The sequence below is a fragment of the Streptosporangium sp. NPDC002607 genome (assembly GCF_053592655.1).
In genome coordinates this window covers 36,430-56,751 of sequence record NZ_JBSFWD010000047.1, presented here as the reverse complement: position 1 = coordinate 56,751, position 20,322 = coordinate 36,430, and the positions used below count along the sequence as shown (strand labels likewise).

Genomic DNA, 20,322 nt, shown 5'->3' with positions numbered 1-20,322 from the left:
GGGGCGGAAGCCGGACGCCGCGATCCTCATTGACCAGAATTACCCGCATGACGGTTCTTCCTCCGGCGGACGCGCGAGACCGGCTCTCCGGCATCGTCGAGTCCGCCTTCAGTGACCACGAGCGATTCGAGATCACCCGTAACGGCCTGCCCGCCGCCGACGGCTACGACATGACGCATGAGATCCTCGCCTCGGTCGAAACAGTGACGGCCATCCGCGAAGGGCTCGCCGACCTGGAGTCGGGACGCACCTTCTCCAAGGAGGGGGTGGAGGCCGAGCTTCGCCGGACCGGCCGCCTGTGAACGGTCGGTTGGAAATGCGTCATATGGGCGAGCTCGGCCGGGTGGTCAGCGGTGGCGGACCTTGGTGGTGAGGCGGTTGAGGATGCGGTCCCACTCGGTGCCGAAGGGATTGTCCTGGACGAGGTAGGTCCAGGTGGCGGTGGGGCGCTTGAGGCCCGCGCCGTCGAGGTCGAGGCCGTCCGCGGTCACCGTGGCGGTCTCGAAGGTCTCGACCGAGCGTGACTCGATCTCGGCCAGCAGGCGCTGGTAGGCCGGGACCGCGTCCTTGTGGAACTCGTCGATCGGGTTGAGCCGCCCGAGAACCCGCAGGTGGATGCCCTCGCGCAGTTCCCCCAGGTAGGCCAGGTGGTCGGCCCAGCCGCGATCGAGGTGGAACAGCACGATCTGGCGGGCGGCCTCGTGGAGCACCTCCTCGCCGACGCTCTCCGCGAGCTCCGACCATCGCTCGGGAGCAGCCGAGGCCAGGGCCTCGCCGGCCACCCGCTCGCGCAGGACCCGGTCGCGGCGCTCCAGCAACTGGCCGCGCTGGCGTTCGAGCAGCCGGGTGTAGCGCCAGGTGTTGCGGTGGATCTCCATGTTGACGCCCTCGGCGACCCGCTGGGCGTGGCCCACCAGGGAGTGCTCGGGCACGCCCTTGGCGTACTCGTCGGCGACGTAGTGGGCGATCAGCTCGTCCTCGCCGCTGACGTAGAAGACCGAGCCGCCGGGGTCGCCCTGACGGCCCGCGCGCCCGCGGAGCTGGTCGTCCAGGCGGCTGCTGGTGTGCCGGCCCGAGCCGATGACGTACAGGCCGCCGAGCTCGTCGACGCCCTCGCCGAGGCGGATGTCGGTACCGCGCCCGGCCATCTGGGTGGAGACGGTGAGCGCGCCGCGCTCCCCGGCCCGGGAGATGATGGCCGCCTCCTCGGCGTCGTTCTTGGCGTTGAGGACCACGCACTCCAGCCCCCGGCCGCTCAGGGTCAGCGCCAGGCGCTCGGACTCGGCCACGTCCATGGTGCCGATCAGGATCGGCCGGCCGGTGGCGTGCACCTCGGCGATCTCCTCGACCAGCGCGAGGTCCTTCTCCATCCGGTACTCGAAGAGCCGGTCGGGCTCGTCGGTCCGCACGCACGGCCGGTTGGAGGAGACCACGGCCACCTTGAGGTCGTAGAACTCCCGCAGCTGGTCGCCGACCGCGACCGCGGTGCCGGTCATGCCGCACTTCTCCGGGTAGCGGGTGATCAGCGCCTGGACGGTGATCGAGTCGAGGATCTCGCCGGTCTCCGAGGGCGACAGCGCCTCCTTGGCCTCCACCGCCGCCTGCAGGCCGTCCGGCCAGCGCTGCAGCAGCGCCACCCGGCCCCGCGACGGGTTGATCAGGTGCACCTTGCCGTCCCGGACGATGTAGTCGACGTCCTTGGTCAGCAGGGCGTGCGCGTGCAGGGCGAGGTTGACCTCCGTCAGCGTGGCGGGGGTGTCGTAGAGGTCGAGGCCGAGCGCCTGCTCGACGGTGTCGATGCCCTTGGTCGTCAGGTGGACGTTGCGCGCCTGATCGTCGAGCTCGTAGTGGTAGCCCTTGACCAGCTGCCTGACCAGCGCCGCCATCTCCGGCACCGCGTCACCGGGGTCGGCGGCCCCGGCCAGCACCAGCGGCACCCTGGCCTCGTCGACCAGCACGGAGTCGGCCTCGTCGACCACCGCCACGGCCGGCGCGGGCACGATCAGGTCCTCCACCCGGGTGCTCAGCCGGTCGCGCAGCACGTCGAAGCCGATCTCGCTGACCGAGCCGTACGTCACGTCCGCCGCGTACGCCGCCCTGCGCTCCTCGGGCGTGGAGTTCTGCCCGATCCAGCCGCAGGAGACGCCGAGCGCCTCGTACAGCGGGCCCATCCACTCGGCGTCACGCCGGGCCAGGTAGTCGTTGACCGAGATGACGTGGACCCGCTTGCCCTGCAGGGCGTATCCGGCGGCGGCCATCGCACCGGACAGGGTCTTGCCCTCGCCGGTCGCCATCTCCGCGACGTTTCCCGACAGCATCGCCAGCATGCCGACCAGCTGCACGTCGTACGGCCGCAGGTCGAGCGTGCGGCGCGCGGCCTCCCTGACGATCGCGCAGAACTCCGCCAGGTCGTCGACCGAGGGCGTGGGCACCTCGTCGAGCGCGCGGATCCGCTCCTCGCGGGTCCCGGCATCCGCCACGACCTGCTCGAACTTCGACAGGTCGATGGTGCCGGGGCGTTCGAGGAAGCGCCTGAAGAGCTGAGTTATCGAGGCCACGTCTCCTCCAACGCCCGTTTACGGGCTCGCGTTCCGTCTCTTCGCACATTGTGATGCAAAGATCGATTGTTCATGGATCGGAGCGGGTTCGCGAGGCCTCGGAAGCGGCAGGCGGCTCGCCGCGGACATCGGGCCGGTGGGACGCCGAGGCGCCAGGTCACCGGCCCGGCGGATGACGCAAGATACGGATTTATCTGCGGTTTGTTATGTCATAGCGTAATAAATCGGACTTATTCTCTGCCGGGGAGGCGTGGACATCCCCGATGATCGGCACGAAGGTTGTGAGACCGCCGAACGTACGACGACCACCGAACATACGATGACCGCCGCGGAAACGACGACCGCCCTGGAGGCACGATGAGCCTGTCCGACCTGCAGCCCGTTCCCACAGACCAGCTCGCCTTCCGGCTGCCGCAGAAGTTCGAGACCGTCGCCGAGGAGCGCCGCCACCGCCAGGAGCGGCTGGCCGCCGCGCTGCGGCTGTTCGGCAGGTTCGGCTTCGAGGAGGGGGTGGCCGGACACATCACGGTCCGCGACCCCGAGCACCTGGACCACTTCTGGGTGAACCCGTTCGGCATGTCGTTCAAGCACATCAAGGTCAGCGACCTGATCCTGGTCAACCACGACGGCCAGGTGGTCGAGGGCCGCTACCACGTCAACCAGGCCGCGTTCGCGATCCACTCGATGGTCCACCAGGCCAGGCCGGACGTGGTCGCCGCCGCGCACAGCCACTCGGTGTACGGCAAGGCGCTGTCCTCGCTCGGCACGCTCGTGGAACCGCTCACCCAGGACGCCTGCGCGTTCTACGAGGACCACGGCCTGTTCGACGACTACACCGGCGTGGTGGTGGAGACCGAGGAAGGCCGCCGCATCGCGCAGGCCCTCGGCTCGCACAAGGCAGTCATCCTGCGCAATCACGGCCTGCTCACGGTCGGCGACAGCGTGGACGCCGCCGCCTGGTGGTTCATCACGATGGAGCGCTCGTGCCAGGCGCAGCTGCTGGCCAAGGCCGCGGGGCCCACCGTTCAGATCAGCCACGAGAACGCCAAGCTCACCCACGGCCAGATCGGCAACGACACGGTCGGCTGGATCAACTTCCAGCCGCTGCACGACCAGATCGTCGCCACCGAACCCGACCTGTTCGACTGACGGCCCGCGAGCCGCACGCCCTCCTTTCCGGGGACGGTCGTGCGGCTCGCGGGGACCCCGTACGGCTCAGGTCGTGCCCCTCTCGCCTCCCCTCTCGCCCGCGGCGAGCAGGGCGACCGCGCCGAGCAGCAGGACACCGCCGCACGCCGCCGGCACGGTGAGCCGCTCGCCGAGCAGCAGGATGCCGAGGAGCGCCGCGCCGACCGGCTCCACCAGGGAGATCACCGAGGCCGTCGTGGCACGCACCGCGGCGAGACCGGTGAAGAAGAGGCCGTAGGCCAGCGCCGTCGGAACCGTGCCGAGAAAGGCGATGATCGCCCAGGAGACGAACGGGTCGCCGGAGGGCAGCAGGCCCTGGGCCAGCGCGACGGGCAGCAGACAGAGCCCGCCGACGACGAAGCCGCCCATGGCGGTGCGGTACGGCTCGCCGGAGGAGGCCCGGTTGAGCAGTGTCACGCCCGCGTACCCGGCCGCCGACAGCAGCGCCCACCCGATGCCGGCCGCGGAGAAGGTCGCGGAGCCGTCGTCGAGGGTCAGCATCGCCAGACCGGTCAGGGCGATCGTGACCGCGCCCAGCCCGGCCGCGCCCAGCCGCTCACCCAGGAGCAGCCGCCCGCCCGCGGCGACGAGGACGGGAGTGGCGCCTATGGTGACCACCGTCGCCACGGCCAGCCCCGATCCGGCGATCGCCGCGAAGTAGGCGGTCTGGTAGACGGCCATCGCCACGCCCGTGACCAGGATCCGCCCGAGGGCGGCCCCGCGCCGGGACCTTCGGATGGTGAGTGGTTCGGCGGACCGGGTTCCGCCGAGGGCCGGGTCGTCTCCGGCGGGCCGGGTTTCCCCGAGGCCGAAGAGACAGCCGGCCAGCAGGAGCACGGCGGCTCCGGCGGCGAACCGCCAGAAGGAGACGGCGACGGGGCCGAGCCCGCCCGCCTGGTAGAGCAGCGCGCCCGCGGCACCGCCGGTGCCCCAGGCGGTCGCCGCGATGGACACGTACAGCAGGCCCCGCCGCACGGAGACATGCGTCATGGAGGTCTCTCCAGATGAGGTGATCGTCGTCAGGTCGCACGTATGCGGACGGCAAGCACCCACCGGACCGCTCGGGTCCGGTCGTCAGGAGAGAGGCCGCCCGCTAGTGGGCGGTCGGCGGGGCAGTGATCAGAAACACGGAGCCACCATAGCGAGGTGTTCCTCGCGACGGCCAACGTGTATCCCGCCCGTACCTGACAGCAGGTGACAGGTATGGGCGGGACGATCGTGCCATGACCATGACAGCGAAATTCCTCGCCGTGAACATAGACTGCGCCGAGCCCAGGCGACTGGCCGAGTTCTACGCGGCCGTCTTCGGCTACCAGGTGCAGTACGCGGAAGACACCTACGCCGGTATCGGCGACGGCACGATGACCATCTACTTCCAGCAGAACCTCGACCGCAAGCCCGCCGCCTGGCCCGGCCCCGACAAGCAGTTCCACCTGGACGTCCGCGTCGCCGATGTGGAGACGGCGGTCCGGGACTACCTGGAGATCGGGGCCACCAGGCCCGCCTTCCAGCCAGGCGAGGGAAAGTGGGTGGTGCTCGCCGACCCCGAGGGCCACCTGTTCTGTGTCTGCCCGATGGGCGACCAGTAGGTCGTCCCCGAAGCCCTCCGCTGCCGAACCCGGCGAGCGTGGACGGTCATCGCACCGGGCGGCCCGCCGCCGGGTGAGATAAGAGGCGGCGCAAGTATCTACCCGTTCGTCTCGCGCTCTAAGCTTGCGGGGTGACCCAAGAAGCGCTTCCTCCCAGATGCCCTGTTCGCTCCGCGGGGTGGCGATGACCTGGGTCGGGATATCGATCGCGTTGGTCGGTGCGCTGGGCTACGCCCTGGGGGCCGCGCTCCAGCAGTTCGAGGCGGTCTCCGAGGGCGCCTCGCTGAAGCTGATGAGGCGGCCCCGCTGGTGGATCGGCGGTGTCATCGGGTTCACCGGGGCGTCCCTGCACGCCGTCGCCCTCAGCTTCGCGCCGCTGATAGCGGTGCAGCCGATCAGCGTGGCGACACTGGTGTTCGCGGTGCCGCTGGCGGCGATACTGCACGGCAGACGCCCGCACCGGGCGGAGATCAGTGGTTCGATCGCGGTGGCCGTCGGGCTGCTCGGCCTGCTGCTGCTGGTTCCCGTGCACCCGGTGAAACCGCACATGACGAACCAGGAGGCGCTGGGCTTCCTCGGCTGCGTCGGGCTGGTCATCGTGGCGACCCATCTGCTGGGGCGGAAGATGGGCGGCTCGGCCAAGGCACTCATGCTGTCGGTCGCCGCGGGAGCGATGACCGCCAGCGTCTCCACCTTCGTCCGGGTGGTGGGCGGCAACTTCGGCGGCGACTTCGGCACGCTGCTCAGCTGGTTCACGGTCGCCATCCCGGTGCTGCTCGTCTGCGCGGTCGTGTTGCTGCAGAAGACCTACGAGGTGGGTTACTTCGGCATCTCCTACGCGGCGGTGCAGGTGGTCGACCCGATCACCTCGATCCTCGCCGGTGTGCTCCTGCTCGACGAGGCGGTGCCCACCGGCTGGCTGAACGTGGTCCCCGCGCTCTTCGCGGGCGCGCTGCTCGTCTGGGGGACGGTCACCCTGGGGAAACTCTCCCCGGACCACGGGGTTCCGGCCTCGGTGCGCGAGCAGGCGACGGTCTCGCCTTAGCCGTCCCGCGCCGGGTCACCCGGAGGGCGGTGTCCAGCCGAGCAACTCGTCCATCGCGCCGTTCACGCGCGAGGGGGCGAGCCGCCAGCTGAGCGCCGTCATCGTGTCGCGCAGCCGCACGGCCAGCGGGTTGCGCATCCGGGTGACGCGGCAGATCGCGGCGGACCTGGCCACGATCCCGGAGGTGCGCTCCAGCCGGGCGGCGGTGTAGCCGGCCAGCACGTCGTTCCCGCCAAAGGACACGGCACCCGTGCCGTCGCCGACCACGTGGGCCAGCACCACCGCGTCCTCGATCGCCTGGCAGGCGCCCTGGCCCAGGTTGGGGGTCATGGCGTGCGCGGCGTCGCCCAGCAGTGCGACCCTGCCGCGGTGCATGGCGGGCAGCGGGGTGGTGAGGTGGTGGACGTCGTTCCGCAGCACCCGCTCCGGCGTGGCGGCGGCGAGCAGCTCCGGGATCGGGGAGTGCCAGTCTCCGAACAACCGGCGCAGCTCGGCCGGCTGGTCCCCGCCGCCACCGCCCGCGGGGACGGTGTCGGTGGCGTAGCAGTAGGCCGTGTCCCCGGCCAGCGGCATGACCCCGAAGACCTTTCCGTGCCCCCAGCTCTCGTAGGCCTGGTCGGGTACGCCCGAGGCGGGGACGAGCAGTCGCCAGGCGGTGACGCCCGAGTAGCTCGGGGCGGGGTGAGCCGGAAACAGCGTGGACCTGACGGGGGAGTGGATGCCGTCGGCTCCGACCACCAGGTCCGCCTCCGTCCGCCCGCCGGCGAAGGTCACCAGGCCGCTGTCCGGGTCGACCCGGGTGACCTCGGTGTTCAACCGGACCGTACCGGTTTCGAGGCGCGAGGAGAGCGCGTCGAACTGCTGCGCGGCATGCTCGGCCGGGAAGACCCGTAGGGCTCGGCCGGAGCGTCGCGGAAACCGGAGAGGTCCGGGGCTCGAAAGGTTCGGCGGCGATCAGGGAAGCCGGAGAGGCCCGGAAGGGCGGATGGGCCGGTTCGGGAGCCGTTCAGCGGGCCGTGTCGGTGAGGCGGGTGCGGTGGGCGGGCCACTCGTCGTCCAGGATGCTGAAATAGGCGGTGTCGCGCCAGGTGCCGTCGGGGCGCCGGCGCTGGCGGCGCAGGGTGCCCTCGGGAACACCGCCGATGCGCCTGATCGCGTCCTGTGAGCGGATGTTCAGGTTGTCGGTCTTGAGCTGCACCCGGTTCACGCCCAGCTTGTCGAAGGCGTGGTCGATCAGCAGGATCTTGCACGCGGTGTTCACCGCGGAGCGCCACACGGTTCTGCCGTACCAGGTCCAGCCGATCTCGATGCTGTCGGCGTACCCGGGCGTGTCGATGTAGGTGGTCCAGCCGACCGCGCGGCCGGTCTCCCTCGGCACCACCGCGAACGGCACGTAGTTCGGTGCCCCGACCAGCCGTGCCGCGATCCGGGCCAGCTCGGCCTCGGTGCGCGGGGTGGGGGCGGGCATCCAGCGCCACACCTCGTCGTCGCCGCCACCGGCCAGGAACAGGTCGGGGATGTGGCCGCCGGTCAGCGGTTCCAGTCGTACGGTGTCGTCTTCGAGGGTGAGGGGAGCGGGCATCTGCGCGGTCATGGAAGGGACTTTAGGGCTCCGGGTGGACCTGTCCGAAGGTCCACTCGGCAGCTCTTCCCGGGGACCACTCGGGGGCCCGTCGCGTCCCGCCGCGTCCCGTCGCGGAACGGGGATCCCGTGAATTTCGGCATGGCCAGGTGTGTCGACAGGCGTACCGTCTGGTCGGTACACTCTCGGGAGACCGTGAGGAGACCCCATGGATTTCGCGTTCCACGCCGGGACCGGGCAGTCGCGGGGGCGGCCGCTCGACTTCATGGACGAGCTCGCCCGTCCGGTGCTCACGGCCCGGGTCGCCGGGCGCTGGGGATCTTTTGAAAAGCACATGACCTGACCTCGCCGTTCTCCCTCCCGCGTGCCGGGACTGCGGGCGGTGCCAGGGGGCCCGGGGTCACCGGGCCCCCGAATCGATGAAGATCGACGAAGGGAGCGTTCGTGGCGCTGGACGAAGAGGCGGTCAGGGAGCGCGCTGTCGCGTTCCTGGCCGCGCACGACCCCGCGGGGGATCGGCTGGAGTTCCTGCGGGCCAGGTTCGACGCCGGGCTGGCCTGGGTGCACTTCCCCGAGGGGCTCGGCGGGCTCGGGGCCGCCCGCGAGCTGCAGCACGTGGTGGAGCACGAGCTCGCGGGGACGCCGCAGATCAACCCCGGGCTGCAGACGATCGGGCTGGGGATGGCCGCGCCCACGATCCTGGCGTTCGGCACCGACGAGCAGCGCAGCCGGTTCCTGCGCCCGCTGTGGACGGGCGAGGAGATCTGGTGCCAGCTCTTCAGCGAGCCCGGCGCCGGCTCCGACCTGGCCACGCTCGGCACCCGCGCGGTCAGGGACGGGGACGAGTGGGTCGTCGACGGGCAGAAGGTGTGGACCTCCGGTGCCCACCACTCCCGGTGGGCGATCCTGGTCGCCAGGACCGACGTGGACCTGCCCAAGCACCGGGGGCTCACCTACTTCGTGTGCGACATGCACGCCCCCGGGGTCGAGGTCAGGCCGCTGCGGCAGATCACCGGCGAGGCCGAGTTCAACGAGGTCTTCCTCACCGGGGTACGGCTCGGCGACGACCTGCGGCTGGGAGAGATCGGCGACGGCTGGCGGGTCGCGCAGACCACGCTCATGAACGAGCGGGTCGCCATCGGCGGCGCGCCGGTCAAACGGGGCGGCGGCATGGTCGGCCTGGTCGCCGAAGCCTGGCGCACCCGGCCCGAGCTGCGCACCCACGACCTGCACCAGCGGCTGCTGCGCCTGTGGGTGGAGGCGGAGGTGACCCGCCTGGCCGGGACGCGGCTGCGCGAGCAGCTGTCCGCCGGGCAGCCGGGCCCCGAGGGTTCCGGTATGAAGCTCGCCTTCGCCTCGCTCAACCAGGCCCTGTCCGGGCTGGACGTCGAGCTGCGCGGCGAGGAGGGCCTGGCCTACGACGACTGGACCTTCCGCCGCTCCGAAGGCGTCGACTTCGTCGGCCGGGGTTCCGGATACCGCTACCTGCGCGCCAAGGGAAACTCCATCGAGGGCGGCACCTCGGAGATCCTGCGCAACATCGTCGCCGAGCGCGTGCTCGGCCTGCCCTCGGAGCCCCGCGTCGACAAGGACGTGCCCTGGAAGGACCTGCCCCGATGACGTACGACGCGAAAGCGGTGAGCGACCGGTGACACTGCTTTACACCGAGGTCGAGGAGGAGCTCCGCGCCTCCGTACGGGGCCTCCTCGCGGACCGCTGCCCGGCCGACGCCGTGCTGAAGCGGGTCGAGTCCGAGGCGCCGTACGACATGGACCTGTGGAAGACGCTGTCGCGGGAGATCGGGGTGGCGGGCCTGCTCGTGCCGGAGGACTACGGCGGGGCGGGGGCGTCGGCGCGCGAGGTCGCGGTGGTGCTGGAGGAGCTGGGGCGGGCGGTGGCGCCGCTGCCGTTCTTCACCAGCTCGGTGCTCGCCACGAAGGCCCTGCTGAACGTCGGCGAGGAGGACCTGATCCAGGAGCTCGCCTCGGGCGAGACGACGGCGGCGCTGGCGGTGTCGCTGGCGGCCTCGCCGTACCGGCCGCTGCCGGAGACCGTCACCATCACGGACGAGGGGCTCCTGAACGGGGAGGTCAGGGCGGTGGCCGGCGCGGACGTGGCGGACGTGCTGCTGGTGCCCGTCGGAACGGCGCTCTACCGGGTGGACGCGGAGAACGTCCGGATCGACGTGCTGCCCTCGCTGGACCTGACCCGGCCGATCGCCACCGTCACGTTCTCGGACACTCCCGGGCTGGCGCTCGGCGGGCTCGATGTGCGGAGCGTGCTGAGCTTCGGCGCGGGGCTGCTCGCCTCCGAGCAGCTGGGTGTCGCGGAGTGGTGCCTGGGCACGACGCTCGCCTACATCAAGGAGCGTCACCAGTTCGCCCGCCCGGTGGGGTCCTTCCAGGCGATCAAGCACCGGATGGCCGATCTGTGGCTGGACGTGGTGCGCGCCCGCGCCGCCGCGAGGAACGCCGCGGACCTGCTGGCCACGGCCCCGCACCCGCTCTCGCCTCCCGACGGTGTGGAGGCGGCCGGTGAGCGCGAGCTGGCGGCGGCGGTGGCCAAGTCGTGGTGTTCCGAGGTGGCGCTGCACGTCGCCGAGGAGAGCGTCCAGCTCCACGGCGGGATCGGGATGACCTGGGAGCACCCGGTGCACCTGTATCTCAAGCGCGCCAAGGCGACCGAGATCGCGCTCGGTACCCCCGGCGCCCACCGGGAGGCCGTGGCGGCTCTCGCGGATCTGCCCGCCCCCGTCTGACCCTCTCCCCGCTCGCGGGCCTGCCCCGCCCGGCCCGCGAGCGGGTGGGAACTGGAAGGCTTACTTGGTAAAGGGGGTCTGCTCCGGGCGGAGCGAGGTGAGGAGCAGGTCGGCGAAGTGCGCCCCCAGTTCCGCGCCCGAGAGCGGGCCCTCCGTGCTGTACCAGGTGCCCAGGTGGTGCACGGAGCCGAAGAAGAAGTCGACGACGATGTCGGCGGGCACGTCCTTCCTGAAGGTGCCCTCCTGCTGGCCCTCGATGACCAGGTCACGGAAGCGCTCGTGGTAGCGGCGCCGCTCGGCGCGGACGACCTTGCGGACGTCGGGCGTGAGCAGGTGCATCGACCGGAAGAAGATCTTGGAGTCGTCCAGGTTCTCCACGGTGGTCGCCACGACGTCCGCGGCGGCGGTGTGCAGGCGCTCGGCCACCGGCCCCGAGCTCTCGGCGAAGTGGGTCAGCCGCTCCATCTGCATGCGCAGCACCCGGCCGTAGATCTCGCGGAGCAGGTCGTCCTTGGAATCGAAGTAGTGGTACATGGCGCCCTTGGTGACACCGGCCGCCGAGACGATCCCCTGCACCGAGGTGCCCTCGAAGCCCCGCTCGGCGAAGAGGCGGGTGGCCTCGCTGAGCAGGCGCTGCCGCACCGGCTCCTGGTCCTGAGTCATGCGTGTCCCCCATGGTGTGGTGGAGGAAAGCGTACCGACTGGTTGGTCAAGCAGGCGGCCGATTGACGGAGACGTGTTACTTGCGTCACCTTCGTGATTGGACGATAGCTGGAGCCCCCAATTGGGTATTTCATAGTCCAAGGATCTTCAGTGTGGCAGGTCCCCCCACTTTCCTTCACGACCGCATCGAGCCAGGGGGGTTCGTCATGCCCGGCGGATCTATCTACGTGACGCCAGTCGACCAGGTTCACGGCCTGTCGCCCCAGGTCATGTACGAGCAGTTCTGGCTCAAGGAAGTCGCCCATCGCAGGAAGATGCGCGGGGTCAAGGCGGCGGTCGGCCTGGCGGTGGGCGTCGCGCTGGCCTACCGGTTCAACCTGTCCCCGCCGATCCTCGGGCTGCTGTGCGGCCTGCTCGTCGGTGCCGCGGACGCGTTCTGGACCTGGCGCGAGTACGACTCCACCGCCGTCTGGCGAGGCAAGCGCAGGGGCGAGACCATCACCGGCAGGCTGCTCCGCCGCAGGCTGCGCAGGGCCGGCTACCACGTCCTCGACGGCCGGGCCATCCCGGGCAAGGCCTCGATCGACCACCTCGTCATCGGTCCCGGCGGCGTCTGGGTGGTCGACAACGAGGCCTGGCACCCGGAGACCGAGATCGCCCGGTACGGCGACCGGCTGTTCCTCGGCGAGAAGTACGGCACGAAAACGGCGAAGGCGCTCGTCGAGGTCTCCGATTCACTGGCCGAGGTGCTCTCCCGCGAGACGGGCATCCCGGTCACCATCGAGCCGTTGCTCGCCGTGCACGGCGGGCAGCTCAGGCGGTCGGTCACCGCGGAGGGGCTCACCCTCCTCAAGCCCCGCCTGGTCGCGCGCTGGATCAAGGACGGTCCGCGGGCGGACTTCGACGACGCCCAGGTGGAGGTGCTCGCCAGGACCGCGGCCCGGGTGCTGCGCCGGATGAGCTGACCGTACGAGCCGACCGCGCCCGGCCCGCTCACCATGGGTGGGAGGGCCGGTGACCGCGAACGCCTCCGCCCGGTGGAATCCGCTCAGGCGAGTTCCTCGATGAAGGCCGCCAGCTGCGCGACGTTCCGGCACTCGTACATGGGCACGATCCCCCCGTACGCCGTCGCCACCGAGTCGCCGGTGTCCCACTGGGCGGTCGGCTCCGGGTTGAGCCAGTAGCTGTGCCGGGCGTCCCTGGTCAGCCGCTTCAGCGTCTCCAGCGCGGGCGGCTGGTAGTTGGACCGGGCGTCGCCCAGGATCAGCAGTGACGTCTTCGGTCCGATGGCGTCGCCGTACCGCTCGGCGAACGTCTCCAGCGCGTGGCCGTAGTTGGTCCGGCCGAACCGCACCATGTCGGCCTCCCTCACCAGCCGGGTCATCGCCTCCGCCACGTCGGCGCCGGGCACGAAGAACCGGGTGATCTCGTCCACCGTGTCCACGAACCCGAACGCGCGGACCTTGGTGAACTGCTCGCGCAGCGCGTAGGTCAGCAGCAGGGTGAAGTGGGCGAAGGCGGCGACCGAGTCGCTGGTGTCGCAGAGCACGACCAGTTCGGGCTTGTGCGGGCGGCGCGGCCTGTTGAAGGTGGTCAGCGGCACCCCGCCGCTGGACAGCGAGGCCCGTACGGTCCTGCGGAAGTCGAGGCGGCCGCGGTGGCCGAGCCGGTGCTTGACGGTCAGCCTGGCGGCGAGGCGCCGGGCGAGCGGGTGCACCTCCCTGCGGAGCCTGGCCAGGTCGGCCTTGGTGATCCGCAGGAAGTCGAGCTGCTCCAGCGGCGGGCGTACCGAGGATCGGGCGATCCGCTCGATTCCGGAGTCCTCGGCGATCCGGCGGCGCACGTCGCGGGAGACGGCGTCCTCGAAGCGCCTGGTGTTCTCGCCGATCCGCTGCCGGGCGACCTTCTCGGCCAGCCCGCCGCGCTCCTGGCCGGCGAGGACCTCGGCGAGCAGGCGCGCCATGAGCGTCTCGGGGGAGAGCGCCCGCATCACCGAGTAGGAGAACCAGTTCTGCCTGCCGGGACTCGCCACCTGGCGGCCGAAGCGCTCCACCATGGCCCGCGCGAACTCGTTCATCCCCTCGGCGCCCAGCAACAGCTCGGCCAGCCTGTCGCGCAGCTCGGGGAGTTCGGCGGTCTCCAGGTCCGGTTCGGCCTCGTGCGAGGGCCGCAGGCCGGTCGTGGAGGCGGGGAACCACAGGTCGAACAGCGTGTCGAAGCCCGGCCGGTGCGAGGGCCGCTTGACCAGCGTCGTGGCGTACGCGGCCCGCAGCGACTCCCGCTCGGTCAGGTCGATCACCTCCAGTGCCCTGGCCGCGTCCAGCCCCTCGGCCAGCGACACCGGCAGCCCCGCCTCGCGTAGCGCGTGCACGAACCCCACGTGCCGGTCGAGCAGGCTCACCTTCCGCCTCCCGCCCCGTGGGCCGAGCGCTCCGTGCCGGTCACAGGGCCAGCTCCTTGCGTGCCCGGGTCTGGTCGGAGGCGTGCTTGAGCACGACGCCGAGGGTGGCCCCGATCGCCGCCTCGTCCAGCTCGGTCCTGCCCAGCGCGATCAGGGTGTTGGCCCAGTCGATCGTCTCGGCGATCGAGGGCGCCTTCTTCAGCTCCAGGGCGCGCATGGTGGCCACCGTACGGGTGAGTTGCTCGGCCAGGGCGGTCGTGATCGTGGGCACCTGGGCCAGCACGATGTCGCGCTCGCGCTCCGGCGTCGGGTACTCCAGGTGCAGGTAGAGGCAGCGCCGCTTCAGCGCCTCGGAGAGCTCGCGGGTCGCGTTGGAGGTCAGCACCACGTAGGGCCTGCGTACGGCGGTGATCGTGCCGAGCTCGGGGATGGTGACCTGGTAGTCGGACAGGATCTCCAGCAGCAGCCCCTCCACCTCGACGTCCGCCTTGTCGGTCTCGTCGATCAGCAGGACGGTGGGCGTCCGGGAGCGGATCGCCGCGAGCAGTGGCCGCTCCAGCAGGAACTCCTCGGTGAAGATGTCGTCGTGGGTGGCGTCCCAGCTCTCGTCCTGTCCGGCCTGGATGCGCAGCAGCTGCTTCTTGTAGTTCCACTCGTACAGCGCCCTGGCCTCGTCCAGCCCCTCGTAGCACTGCAACCTGACCAGTTCCGCCCCGGTCGCCGCCGCCACGGCCTTGGCGAGCTGGGTCTTGCCCACACCGGCCGGCCCCTCGGCGAGGAGTGGTTTGCCGAGCGCTCCCGCCAGGAAGACCGAGGTCGCGATGGAGTCGTCGGAGAGGTAGTCGACGGCGCTGAGCCGCTCGCTGGCGTCGGCGGGCGAGGCGAACCACATGTGTGCTCCCAGTACAGGACCGAATGTTGTTCTAGCTTAGCCGCTGATCGTCGCGGATTTCGAAGCCCTGCCCGATGTGCGCTATCCTTCAAGAGCTTCAAGCGCCGCTAGCTCAGTTGGTTAGAGCAGCTGACTCTTAATCAGCGGGTCCGGGGTTCGAGTCCCTGGCGGCGCACCACGGTTGATACCGATGACTCGGGCATTCTCCATATCACGGAGGATGCCCACAGTCATTTCTGGCCCCGTGCGAGTTTGTGAGGGCTTTTACGGCCGCAGCCGGGTCGCTGATCTCCCCGCTTCGAGGGGGCGGTGACGGCCCGGTGGGGTCGGCGGTCGGATCGGTCGTATGCCGACCCGGAAGCCGAGGCCGGTCGAGCGGGCCGGGGTGATGGAGTCGCCGCCGACGCGGCAGGGGTAGCCGTTGGGAGCGTCGTCCGCGACCGCGGCGGGTGCTGTCACCGGGGCCGCGCCGAACATGGCGAAAACCAGCGGCGGGGGCCATCGGATCGGCGGGCGGCCGCCTTGGGCGATCAGAGCAGGCTTCGCAGAAACGCCCTGGTACGGATGGCGTCCGTGCCGGAGGCGTATTCGGAGGCCACGAAGTCGCTGACACCGGCATCGGCCAGGAACCGAATCCGAGCGGCCACCGTCTTCTCGTCGCCGACCAGGGCGACATCGGCGGGGCCGTCCACACCCTCCCGGTCGAGCATCGCCCGGTAGGACGGCACGTTGGCGTAGACCTCGTAGATCTTGGCGGCTCTCGCGCGTGCCGCTTCCACGTCGTCGGTGACGCACACGGGGAGAGCGCAGACGATCCGCGGCCGGGGGCGTCCCCCGGCCGCTTTGGTGATCGCGGGAATCGCGTACTCCGCGACCGTCTTGGGGCCGGTCATCCAGAGGATGGATCCGTCGGCTGCTTCGCCGGCCAGTCTCAACATCTGAGGGGCGAGGGCCGCGATGAGGACCGGCATCGTCCCCCTGCTGGGTGTTGTCAGGTGTATGTGAGCGCTGGCCGTCTCGCCGTCGAAGTCGACCCGCCCCTCGCGCACCAGCGGGATGAGGACGGAAAGGAACTCGCGCATGTGCCGGATCGGCCTGTCGTAGCTGTATCCGAACATGCCCTCGGTGATGAACCGGTGGGACAGTCCGACGCCGAGGGCGAGTCGTCCGCCGAGCGCGGCATCGGCGGTCAGCGCCTGCTGCGCGAGGGCCGCGGGATGTCGTGGATAGCTCGGGACGACCGCGGTGCCGAGCTCGATGTCCGGAGCGTCCTGCCCCGCCACGGCCAGGGCCGTCAGCGCGTCCAGCCCGAAGATGTGCGGCATCCAGGCGGATGCGAAGCCGTCCTCTGACGCGCGGATCAGCTTCCCGCGCAGTTCGTCGATCGCCTCCGGCCTGTTCGGCGCATCGAGCAACAGTCCCATCCGCATTCGTGTCCCCGTTCTCTTCGGTCGCATCTTTTGTTAACGACGAACAACCTTGATACACGTGTAGTTCGGTTCTACACAAGGGCTTGAATCGATAAGTTAACCTGAAGTAACCTCCTCGAAAGCAGGAGGCCGCAGTCGGCTGCGGTCTGGGCGGAGGGAGCAGCGGTGGAACGTCGGGTGTATGTCGCGGGTGTTGGGATGGTCCCCTTCACGAAACCCAGCGCTGGTCAGACCTATGACGCCATGGGAGAGCGTGCGATCCAGGCCGCGCTCAAGGACGCCGCGGTTGACTACGACCTCGTCCAGCAGGCATACGCGGGCTACGTCTACGGGGACTCGACCAGTGGCCAGAAGGTCGTCTACGGGGTGGGACTGACCGGGATCCCCGTGATCAACGTCAACAACAACTGCTCGACCGGCTCGTCGGCCCTGTGGCTGGCCCGTCAGGCGGTGGAACACGGCGCGGCCGAGTGCGTCCTGGTGGTGGGCTTCGAGCAGATGAACCCCGGGGCGCTCCAGAACGTGTGGAACGATCGGCCGCTGGTGTTCGACCGCTTGTCCGAGGCCATGTCCATGGTCCAGGAGCCGTCGGACGCACCACTCGCCGCGCAGTTCTTCGGCGGTGGCGGCGCCGCCCACATGGCCAAGTACGGCACGGCGCCGGGGACGTTCGCGAAAATCGCGGTGAAGGCACGCCGGCACGCCGCGAACAACCCGTACGCCGTCTTCCGGGCACCTGTGACCGAGGAGGAGGTCCTCGCCTCACCGCATGTGTACGGTCCCCTCACCAGGCTGCAGTGCTGTCCTCCCACCTGCGGGGCGGCGGCCGCGGTGCTCTGCAGCGAGGATTTCGCGCGCAGGCACGGCCTGAGAACCGACGTGGCCATTCGCGCCCAGGCGCTGACCACCGACACGGCCAGCAGTTTCACCTCGGGCGACATGATGCGGGTCATCGGCTACGACATGACCCGCGAAGCGGCCAGGCAGGTGTACGAGTCCTCGGGAATCGGCCCTGAGGCCCTCGGCGTGGTGGAGCTGCACGACTGCTTCACCACCAACGAGCTGGTCACGTACGAGGCCTTGGGGCTGACTCCGGAAGGTACGGCGGAGCGGTTCGTGATCGACGGAGACAACACCTACGGGGGCCGGGTCGTCACCAACCCCTCCGGCGGTCTGCTGTCCAAGGGGCATCCGCTGGGCGCGACCGGGCTGGCCCAGTGCGCCGAGCTCACCTGGCAGCTACGCGGCGAGGCGGCGGACCGCCAGGTCGAGGACGTACGGCTGGCCCTTCAGCACAACCTCGGTCTCGGTGGGGCCTGCGTCGTCACCCTCTACGAGAAGGTGTCATGAACATCACCGGTGCGATCGGGATGACCTTCCCGGAACACACGATCGAGGTGGAGCGGGGCAGGCTCCGCTTCTACGCCAAGGCGATCGGACAGCAGGATCCGCGCTTCGTCCACGTCGACGCTGCGATCGAGGCCGGTTACCGCGATCTGCCGGTGCCTCCCGCGTTCCTGTTCTGCCTTGAGATGGAGCGGCCGGGAGATCCGTTCGGCTACCTGAAGGAGCTCGACATAGACCTTCGCAAGGTGCTCCACGGAGAGCAGCGTTTCGACTATCACGCCATGGCCTTCGCCGGCGACACGCTGACCTTCGACACGAGCATCACGGACGCCTACCGGAAGAAGAACGGAGCGCTCTGCTTCCTCGTCCGCAGCACACGGGTGACCCGGGAGGGCGCGCCGATCGCGGATCTCAGTTCCACGATCGTGGTGACGCGATGAAGCTGGAGATCCCGCCGATCACCCGCACCACTCTGGCTCTGTACGCCGGTGCCTCCGGAGACCACAACCCGATCCACATCGACCTGGACGTCGCCCGGTCAGCGGGCCTGCCGGACGTGTTCGCGCAGGGCATGCTCTCGATGGCCTACCTGGGGCGCCTGCTGACCCAGCTGGTCGACCAGGAACGCATCCGCACGTACGCCGTGCGATTCACCGCCATCACGCCGGTTCACGCCAGGCCCACGTGCACCGCGGTCGTCACGAAGGTCGAGAACGGTCTCACCCATCTCGAACTGACGGTGACGACACAAGACGGCACCGAGACCCTCAAGGGACAAGCGATCATCGAAGGAGAATTGTGAAACTCGACGAAAGAGTAGCGATCGTCACCGGCGGCGGTCGCGGTATCGGGCGCGAGATCGCGCTGAAGCTGGCCTCCGAAGGCGCTCGGATCGTCGTCAACGACCTGGACAACGAGCCGGCCGAAGAGACCGCGGAGGCCATCCGCGCTTCGGGCGGCCAAGCGTCCACCTGCGTCGGCAGCGTCACAGAAGAAGGTTTCGCCGATCGAGTCGTCGCGGAGGCGGTCGAGCGCTTCGCCGGGCTGGACATCATCGTCAACAACGCCGGCTACACCTGGGACAACGTCATCCAGAAGATGAGCGACGAGCAGTGGGACGCCATACAGGACGTCCACGTCAAAGCGCCGTTCCGGATCCTCCGTGCGGCTCAGCCCTTCATCAGGGCCAATCCGACCGACCATCACCGCAAGGTCGTGAACATCTCCTCGGCCTCGGGTCTCGGCGGTCATCCCGGCCAGGCCAACTACTCCAGCGCCAAAGCCGCGGTCATCGGGCTCACCAAGGCGCTGAGCAAGGAGTGGGGCCGATACAAGGTCAACGTCAACGCGGTCGCCTTCGGGTTCATCGAGACGCGGCTCACGGTGGCGGCGGCCGGGGAGGAGACCATCCAGGTCGAGGGACACGAGATCAAGGTGGGGATCAGCACAGCGTTCCTCGACGCCTCGAAGTCCGCGATCCCGCTGGGCAGGGCGGGCACACCTGCGGAGGCGGCCGGAGCGGTCTACCTGCTCTGCGTTCCGGAATCCGACTACATCAGCGGCCAGGTCCTCCTCTGCGGCGGAGGCCTGTCCCTCTAAGGAGGTCCGATGTACCCGAGCCCGACGGCGCACGAGGACGCGGACCCGCCGTTCGACCTGGCCCACGTGCCGCTCTCCATGCTCGTTCCGACCATGGACTGGCTTGACGAGACGGAGGAGAAATGACCTACACCTCCTCGTGGATCACCGCCGACGTCGCTCTGCTGCGTGACACCGCCAGGCGGTTCTTCACCACCGAGGCCGTTCCCCGGCGGCAGGAATGGGAGGCCGAGCGGCGTGTCGACCGCGCCTTCTGGGCCCAGGCGGGCGAGATCGGCCTGCTGTGCGCGGGCGTTCCCGAGGCGTACGGCGGAGGCGGGGGCGGTTTCGCCCACGACTTGATCATCCTGCAGGAGCAGGCGCGAGCTCTGGAGCTCGGATTCGGCAACGCCGTACACAGCGGGATCGTCGCCCACTACCTCACCGCCTTCGGCACCGAGGACCAGAAACGACGTTGGCTGCCCGGCATGGCGTCGGGAAAGACGGTCGCCGCCATCGCCATGAGCGAGCCCGGCACCGGTTCGGACCTGCAGTCGATCACGACTCGTGCGGTACGCGACGGTGACGACTACCTGATCAGCGGGGCCAAGACCTTCATCACCAACGGCGGCGGCTGCGATCTGGTGCTCGTCGTCGCCAGTACCGATCCGCCGAGCCGAGCCCGCGGCATCTCCCTGTTTCTCGTCGATGCCGAGACACGGGGGTTCAGGCGAGGCCGGGTTCTGGAGAAGATCGGACAGCACAGCGCCGACACTGCCGAACTGTTCTTCGACGAGATCAGGGTGCCGTCCAGCGCACTGCTCGGCGGCGTCGAGGGGCAGGGGTTCGTCCAGCTCATGCGGCAGCTCCCGCAGGAGCGGCTGATCATCGGGATCATGGCGGTGACCGCCGCGGAGGAGGCGCTGGCTCAGACGGTCGCCTACGTCAAGCAGCGTCACGTCTTCGGCGAGCCACTGATCGCCAAGCAGAACACCCGCTTCGAGCTCGCCGAATGCGCCACGCTCGTTCACACGGGACGGGTATTCGCCGACTCGTGCGTCGAACGGCACCTGCGGGGCGAACTCGACCCGGCCACCGCCTCGATGGCCAAGTGGTGGCTGAGCGACGTGCAGTGCCAGGTCATCGACCGCTGCCTCCAATTGTTCGGGGGATACGGCTACATGCGGGAGTTCCCGATCGCCCGCATGTACGCGGACGCGCGGGCGCAGAAGATCTACGGCGGCACGAACGAAATCATGAAAGAGCTCATCGCACGATCCCTCTAGGAGGG

At 69.8% G+C, this 20,322-nt stretch carries 21 protein-coding genes and 1 tRNA gene; 14 read left to right on the top strand and 8 right to left on the bottom strand.

The window, feature by feature from the left end; translation table 11 throughout:
- Positions 1-47 precede the first annotated feature (47 nt).
- A complete protein-coding gene (locus tag ACWD3H_RS37095; protein ID WP_451958331.1) occupies positions 48-302 on the top strand; it encodes a type II toxin-antitoxin system Phd/YefM family antitoxin in 255 nt (84 codons plus the stop codon).
- A 45-nt stretch (positions 303-347) separates the two neighbouring features.
- Here the strand turns inward: ACWD3H_RS37095 and secA2 are convergent, their stop codons facing one another.
- A complete protein-coding gene (gene secA2 / locus ACWD3H_RS37090) occupies positions 348-2,549 on the bottom strand; it encodes an accessory Sec system translocase SecA2 (RefSeq protein WP_451958339.1) in 2,202 nt (733 codons plus the stop codon).
- A 366-nt stretch (positions 2,550-2,915) separates the two neighbouring features.
- On the opposite strand from secA2, the gene ACWD3H_RS37085 reads away from it, so the two are divergent.
- Positions 2,916-3,707, top strand: coding sequence for a class II aldolase/adducin family protein (locus tag ACWD3H_RS37085; RefSeq protein WP_355552292.1), 792 nt, complete (start codon positions 2,916-2,918; stop codon positions 3,705-3,707).
- Between the two features lie 66 nt (positions 3,708-3,773).
- Here the strand turns inward: ACWD3H_RS37085 and ACWD3H_RS37080 are convergent, their stop codons facing one another.
- Positions 3,774-4,736, bottom strand: coding sequence for a DMT family transporter (locus ACWD3H_RS37080; protein WP_451958330.1), 963 nt, complete (start codon positions 4,734-4,736; stop codon positions 3,774-3,776).
- Between the two features lie 233 nt (positions 4,737-4,969).
- On the opposite strand from ACWD3H_RS37080, the gene ACWD3H_RS37075 reads away from it, so the two are divergent.
- Both ACWD3H_RS37075 and ACWD3H_RS37070 read left to right on the top strand, forming a co-directional pair.
- Positions 4,970-5,335 (top strand): VOC family protein, encoded by a 366-nt coding sequence (locus ACWD3H_RS37075; RefSeq protein ID WP_451958329.1) that lies wholly within the window; start codon positions 4,970-4,972, stop codon positions 5,333-5,335.
- 157 nt (positions 5,336-5,492) lie between these two features.
- Entirely contained in the window at positions 5,493-6,380 is an 888-nt protein-coding gene (locus tag ACWD3H_RS37070) for a DMT family transporter (RefSeq protein WP_451958328.1), read from the top strand.
- Positions 6,381-6,395: 15 nt separating this feature from the next.
- Here ACWD3H_RS37070 and ACWD3H_RS37065 read toward each other — a convergent pair whose 3' ends face one another.
- A complete protein-coding gene (locus ACWD3H_RS37065) occupies positions 6,396-7,196 on the bottom strand; it encodes an FAD-dependent monooxygenase (protein WP_451958327.1) in 801 nt (266 codons plus the stop codon).
- A 190-nt stretch (positions 7,197-7,386) separates the two neighbouring features.
- The gene (locus ACWD3H_RS37060; RefSeq protein ID WP_451958326.1) at positions 7,387-7,974 is read right to left on the bottom strand and encodes a GNAT family N-acetyltransferase; all 588 of its coding nucleotides are present in this window, start codon (positions 7,972-7,974) and stop codon (positions 7,387-7,389) included.
- Between the two features lie 196 nt (positions 7,975-8,170).
- Between ACWD3H_RS37060 and ACWD3H_RS37055 the strand changes: the two genes are divergently transcribed.
- The 3 genes from ACWD3H_RS37055 to ACWD3H_RS37045 all read left to right on the top strand — a co-directional run bounded on the left by ACWD3H_RS37055 (position 8,171) and on the right by ACWD3H_RS37045 (position 10,720).
- Positions 8,171-8,305, top strand: coding sequence for a hypothetical protein (locus ACWD3H_RS37055; protein WP_451958325.1), 135 nt, complete (start codon positions 8,171-8,173; stop codon positions 8,303-8,305).
- Positions 8,306-8,406: 101 nt separating this feature from the next.
- Positions 8,407-9,582, top strand: coding sequence for an acyl-CoA dehydrogenase family protein (locus ACWD3H_RS37050; RefSeq protein ID WP_451958324.1), 1,176 nt, complete (start codon positions 8,407-8,409; stop codon positions 9,580-9,582).
- A 28-nt stretch (positions 9,583-9,610) separates the two neighbouring features.
- Positions 9,611-10,720 (top strand): acyl-CoA dehydrogenase family protein, encoded by a 1,110-nt coding sequence (locus ACWD3H_RS37045; RefSeq protein WP_451958323.1) that lies wholly within the window; start codon positions 9,611-9,613, stop codon positions 10,718-10,720.
- Positions 10,721-10,780: 60 nt separating this feature from the next.
- Here ACWD3H_RS37045 and ACWD3H_RS37040 read toward each other — a convergent pair whose 3' ends face one another.
- Positions 10,781-11,383, bottom strand: coding sequence for a TetR/AcrR family transcriptional regulator (locus ACWD3H_RS37040; RefSeq protein ID WP_355552322.1), 603 nt, complete (start codon positions 11,381-11,383; stop codon positions 10,781-10,783).
- Between the two features lie 206 nt (positions 11,384-11,589).
- Between ACWD3H_RS37040 and ACWD3H_RS37035 the strand changes: the two genes are divergently transcribed.
- A complete protein-coding gene (locus tag ACWD3H_RS37035; RefSeq protein ID WP_451958322.1) occupies positions 11,590-12,348 on the top strand; it encodes a nuclease-related domain-containing protein in 759 nt (252 codons plus the stop codon).
- An 83-nt stretch (positions 12,349-12,431) separates the two neighbouring features.
- Here the strand turns inward: ACWD3H_RS37035 and ACWD3H_RS37030 are convergent, their stop codons facing one another.
- A complete protein-coding gene (locus tag ACWD3H_RS37030) occupies positions 12,432-13,784 on the bottom strand; it encodes a vWA domain-containing protein (protein WP_451958321.1) in 1,353 nt (450 codons plus the stop codon).
- A gap of 40 nt (positions 13,785-13,824) precedes the next feature.
- Positions 13,825-14,676 carry an AAA family ATPase gene (locus ACWD3H_RS37025; RefSeq protein ID WP_451958320.1) on the bottom strand — a complete coding sequence of 284 codons (852 nt, stop codon included), beginning with the start codon at positions 14,674-14,676 and terminating at the stop codon, positions 13,825-13,827.
- 101 nt (positions 14,677-14,777) lie between these two features.
- Between ACWD3H_RS37025 and ACWD3H_RS37020 the strand changes: the two genes are divergently transcribed.
- Positions 14,778-14,854, top strand: a tRNA-Lys gene (locus ACWD3H_RS37020).
- A 352-nt stretch (positions 14,855-15,206) separates the two neighbouring features.
- Here ACWD3H_RS37020 and ACWD3H_RS37015 read toward each other — a convergent pair.
- A complete protein-coding gene (locus ACWD3H_RS37015; protein WP_451958319.1) occupies positions 15,207-16,100 on the bottom strand; it encodes a TIGR03564 family F420-dependent LLM class oxidoreductase in 894 nt (297 codons plus the stop codon).
- A gap of 171 nt (positions 16,101-16,271) precedes the next feature.
- On the opposite strand from ACWD3H_RS37015, the gene ACWD3H_RS37010 reads away from it, so the two are divergent.
- The 5 genes from ACWD3H_RS37010 (at position 16,272) to ACWD3H_RS36990 (ending at position 20,317) form a co-directional block, all read left to right on the top strand.
- Positions 16,272-17,456, top strand: coding sequence for a lipid-transfer protein (locus tag ACWD3H_RS37010; RefSeq protein ID WP_451958318.1), 1,185 nt, complete (start codon positions 16,272-16,274; stop codon positions 17,454-17,456).
- Complete coding sequence (locus tag ACWD3H_RS37005) at positions 17,453-17,893, top strand: MaoC family dehydratase N-terminal domain-containing protein (protein WP_451958317.1); 441 nt, start codon at positions 17,453-17,455, stop codon at positions 17,891-17,893. Before ACWD3H_RS37010 ends, ACWD3H_RS37005 begins: the two co-directional genes overlap by 4 nt.
- Positions 17,890-18,255, top strand: a complete 366-nt coding sequence (locus tag ACWD3H_RS37000; protein WP_451958316.1) for a MaoC/PaaZ C-terminal domain-containing protein — start codon at positions 17,890-17,892, stop codon at positions 18,253-18,255. The genes ACWD3H_RS37005 and ACWD3H_RS37000 overlap by 4 nt, the downstream gene beginning before the upstream one ends.
- Positions 18,252-19,052, top strand: coding sequence for an SDR family NAD(P)-dependent oxidoreductase (locus tag ACWD3H_RS36995; protein WP_451958315.1), 801 nt, complete (start codon positions 18,252-18,254; stop codon positions 19,050-19,052). Before ACWD3H_RS37000 ends, ACWD3H_RS36995 begins: the two co-directional genes overlap by 4 nt.
- A 122-nt stretch (positions 19,053-19,174) precedes the next feature.
- On the top strand, positions 19,175-20,317 hold the full coding sequence (locus tag ACWD3H_RS36990) for an acyl-CoA dehydrogenase family protein (RefSeq protein WP_451958314.1): 1,143 nt from the start codon (positions 19,175-19,177) through the stop codon (positions 20,315-20,317).
- The last annotated feature ends 5 nt before the right edge of the window (positions 20,318-20,322 follow it).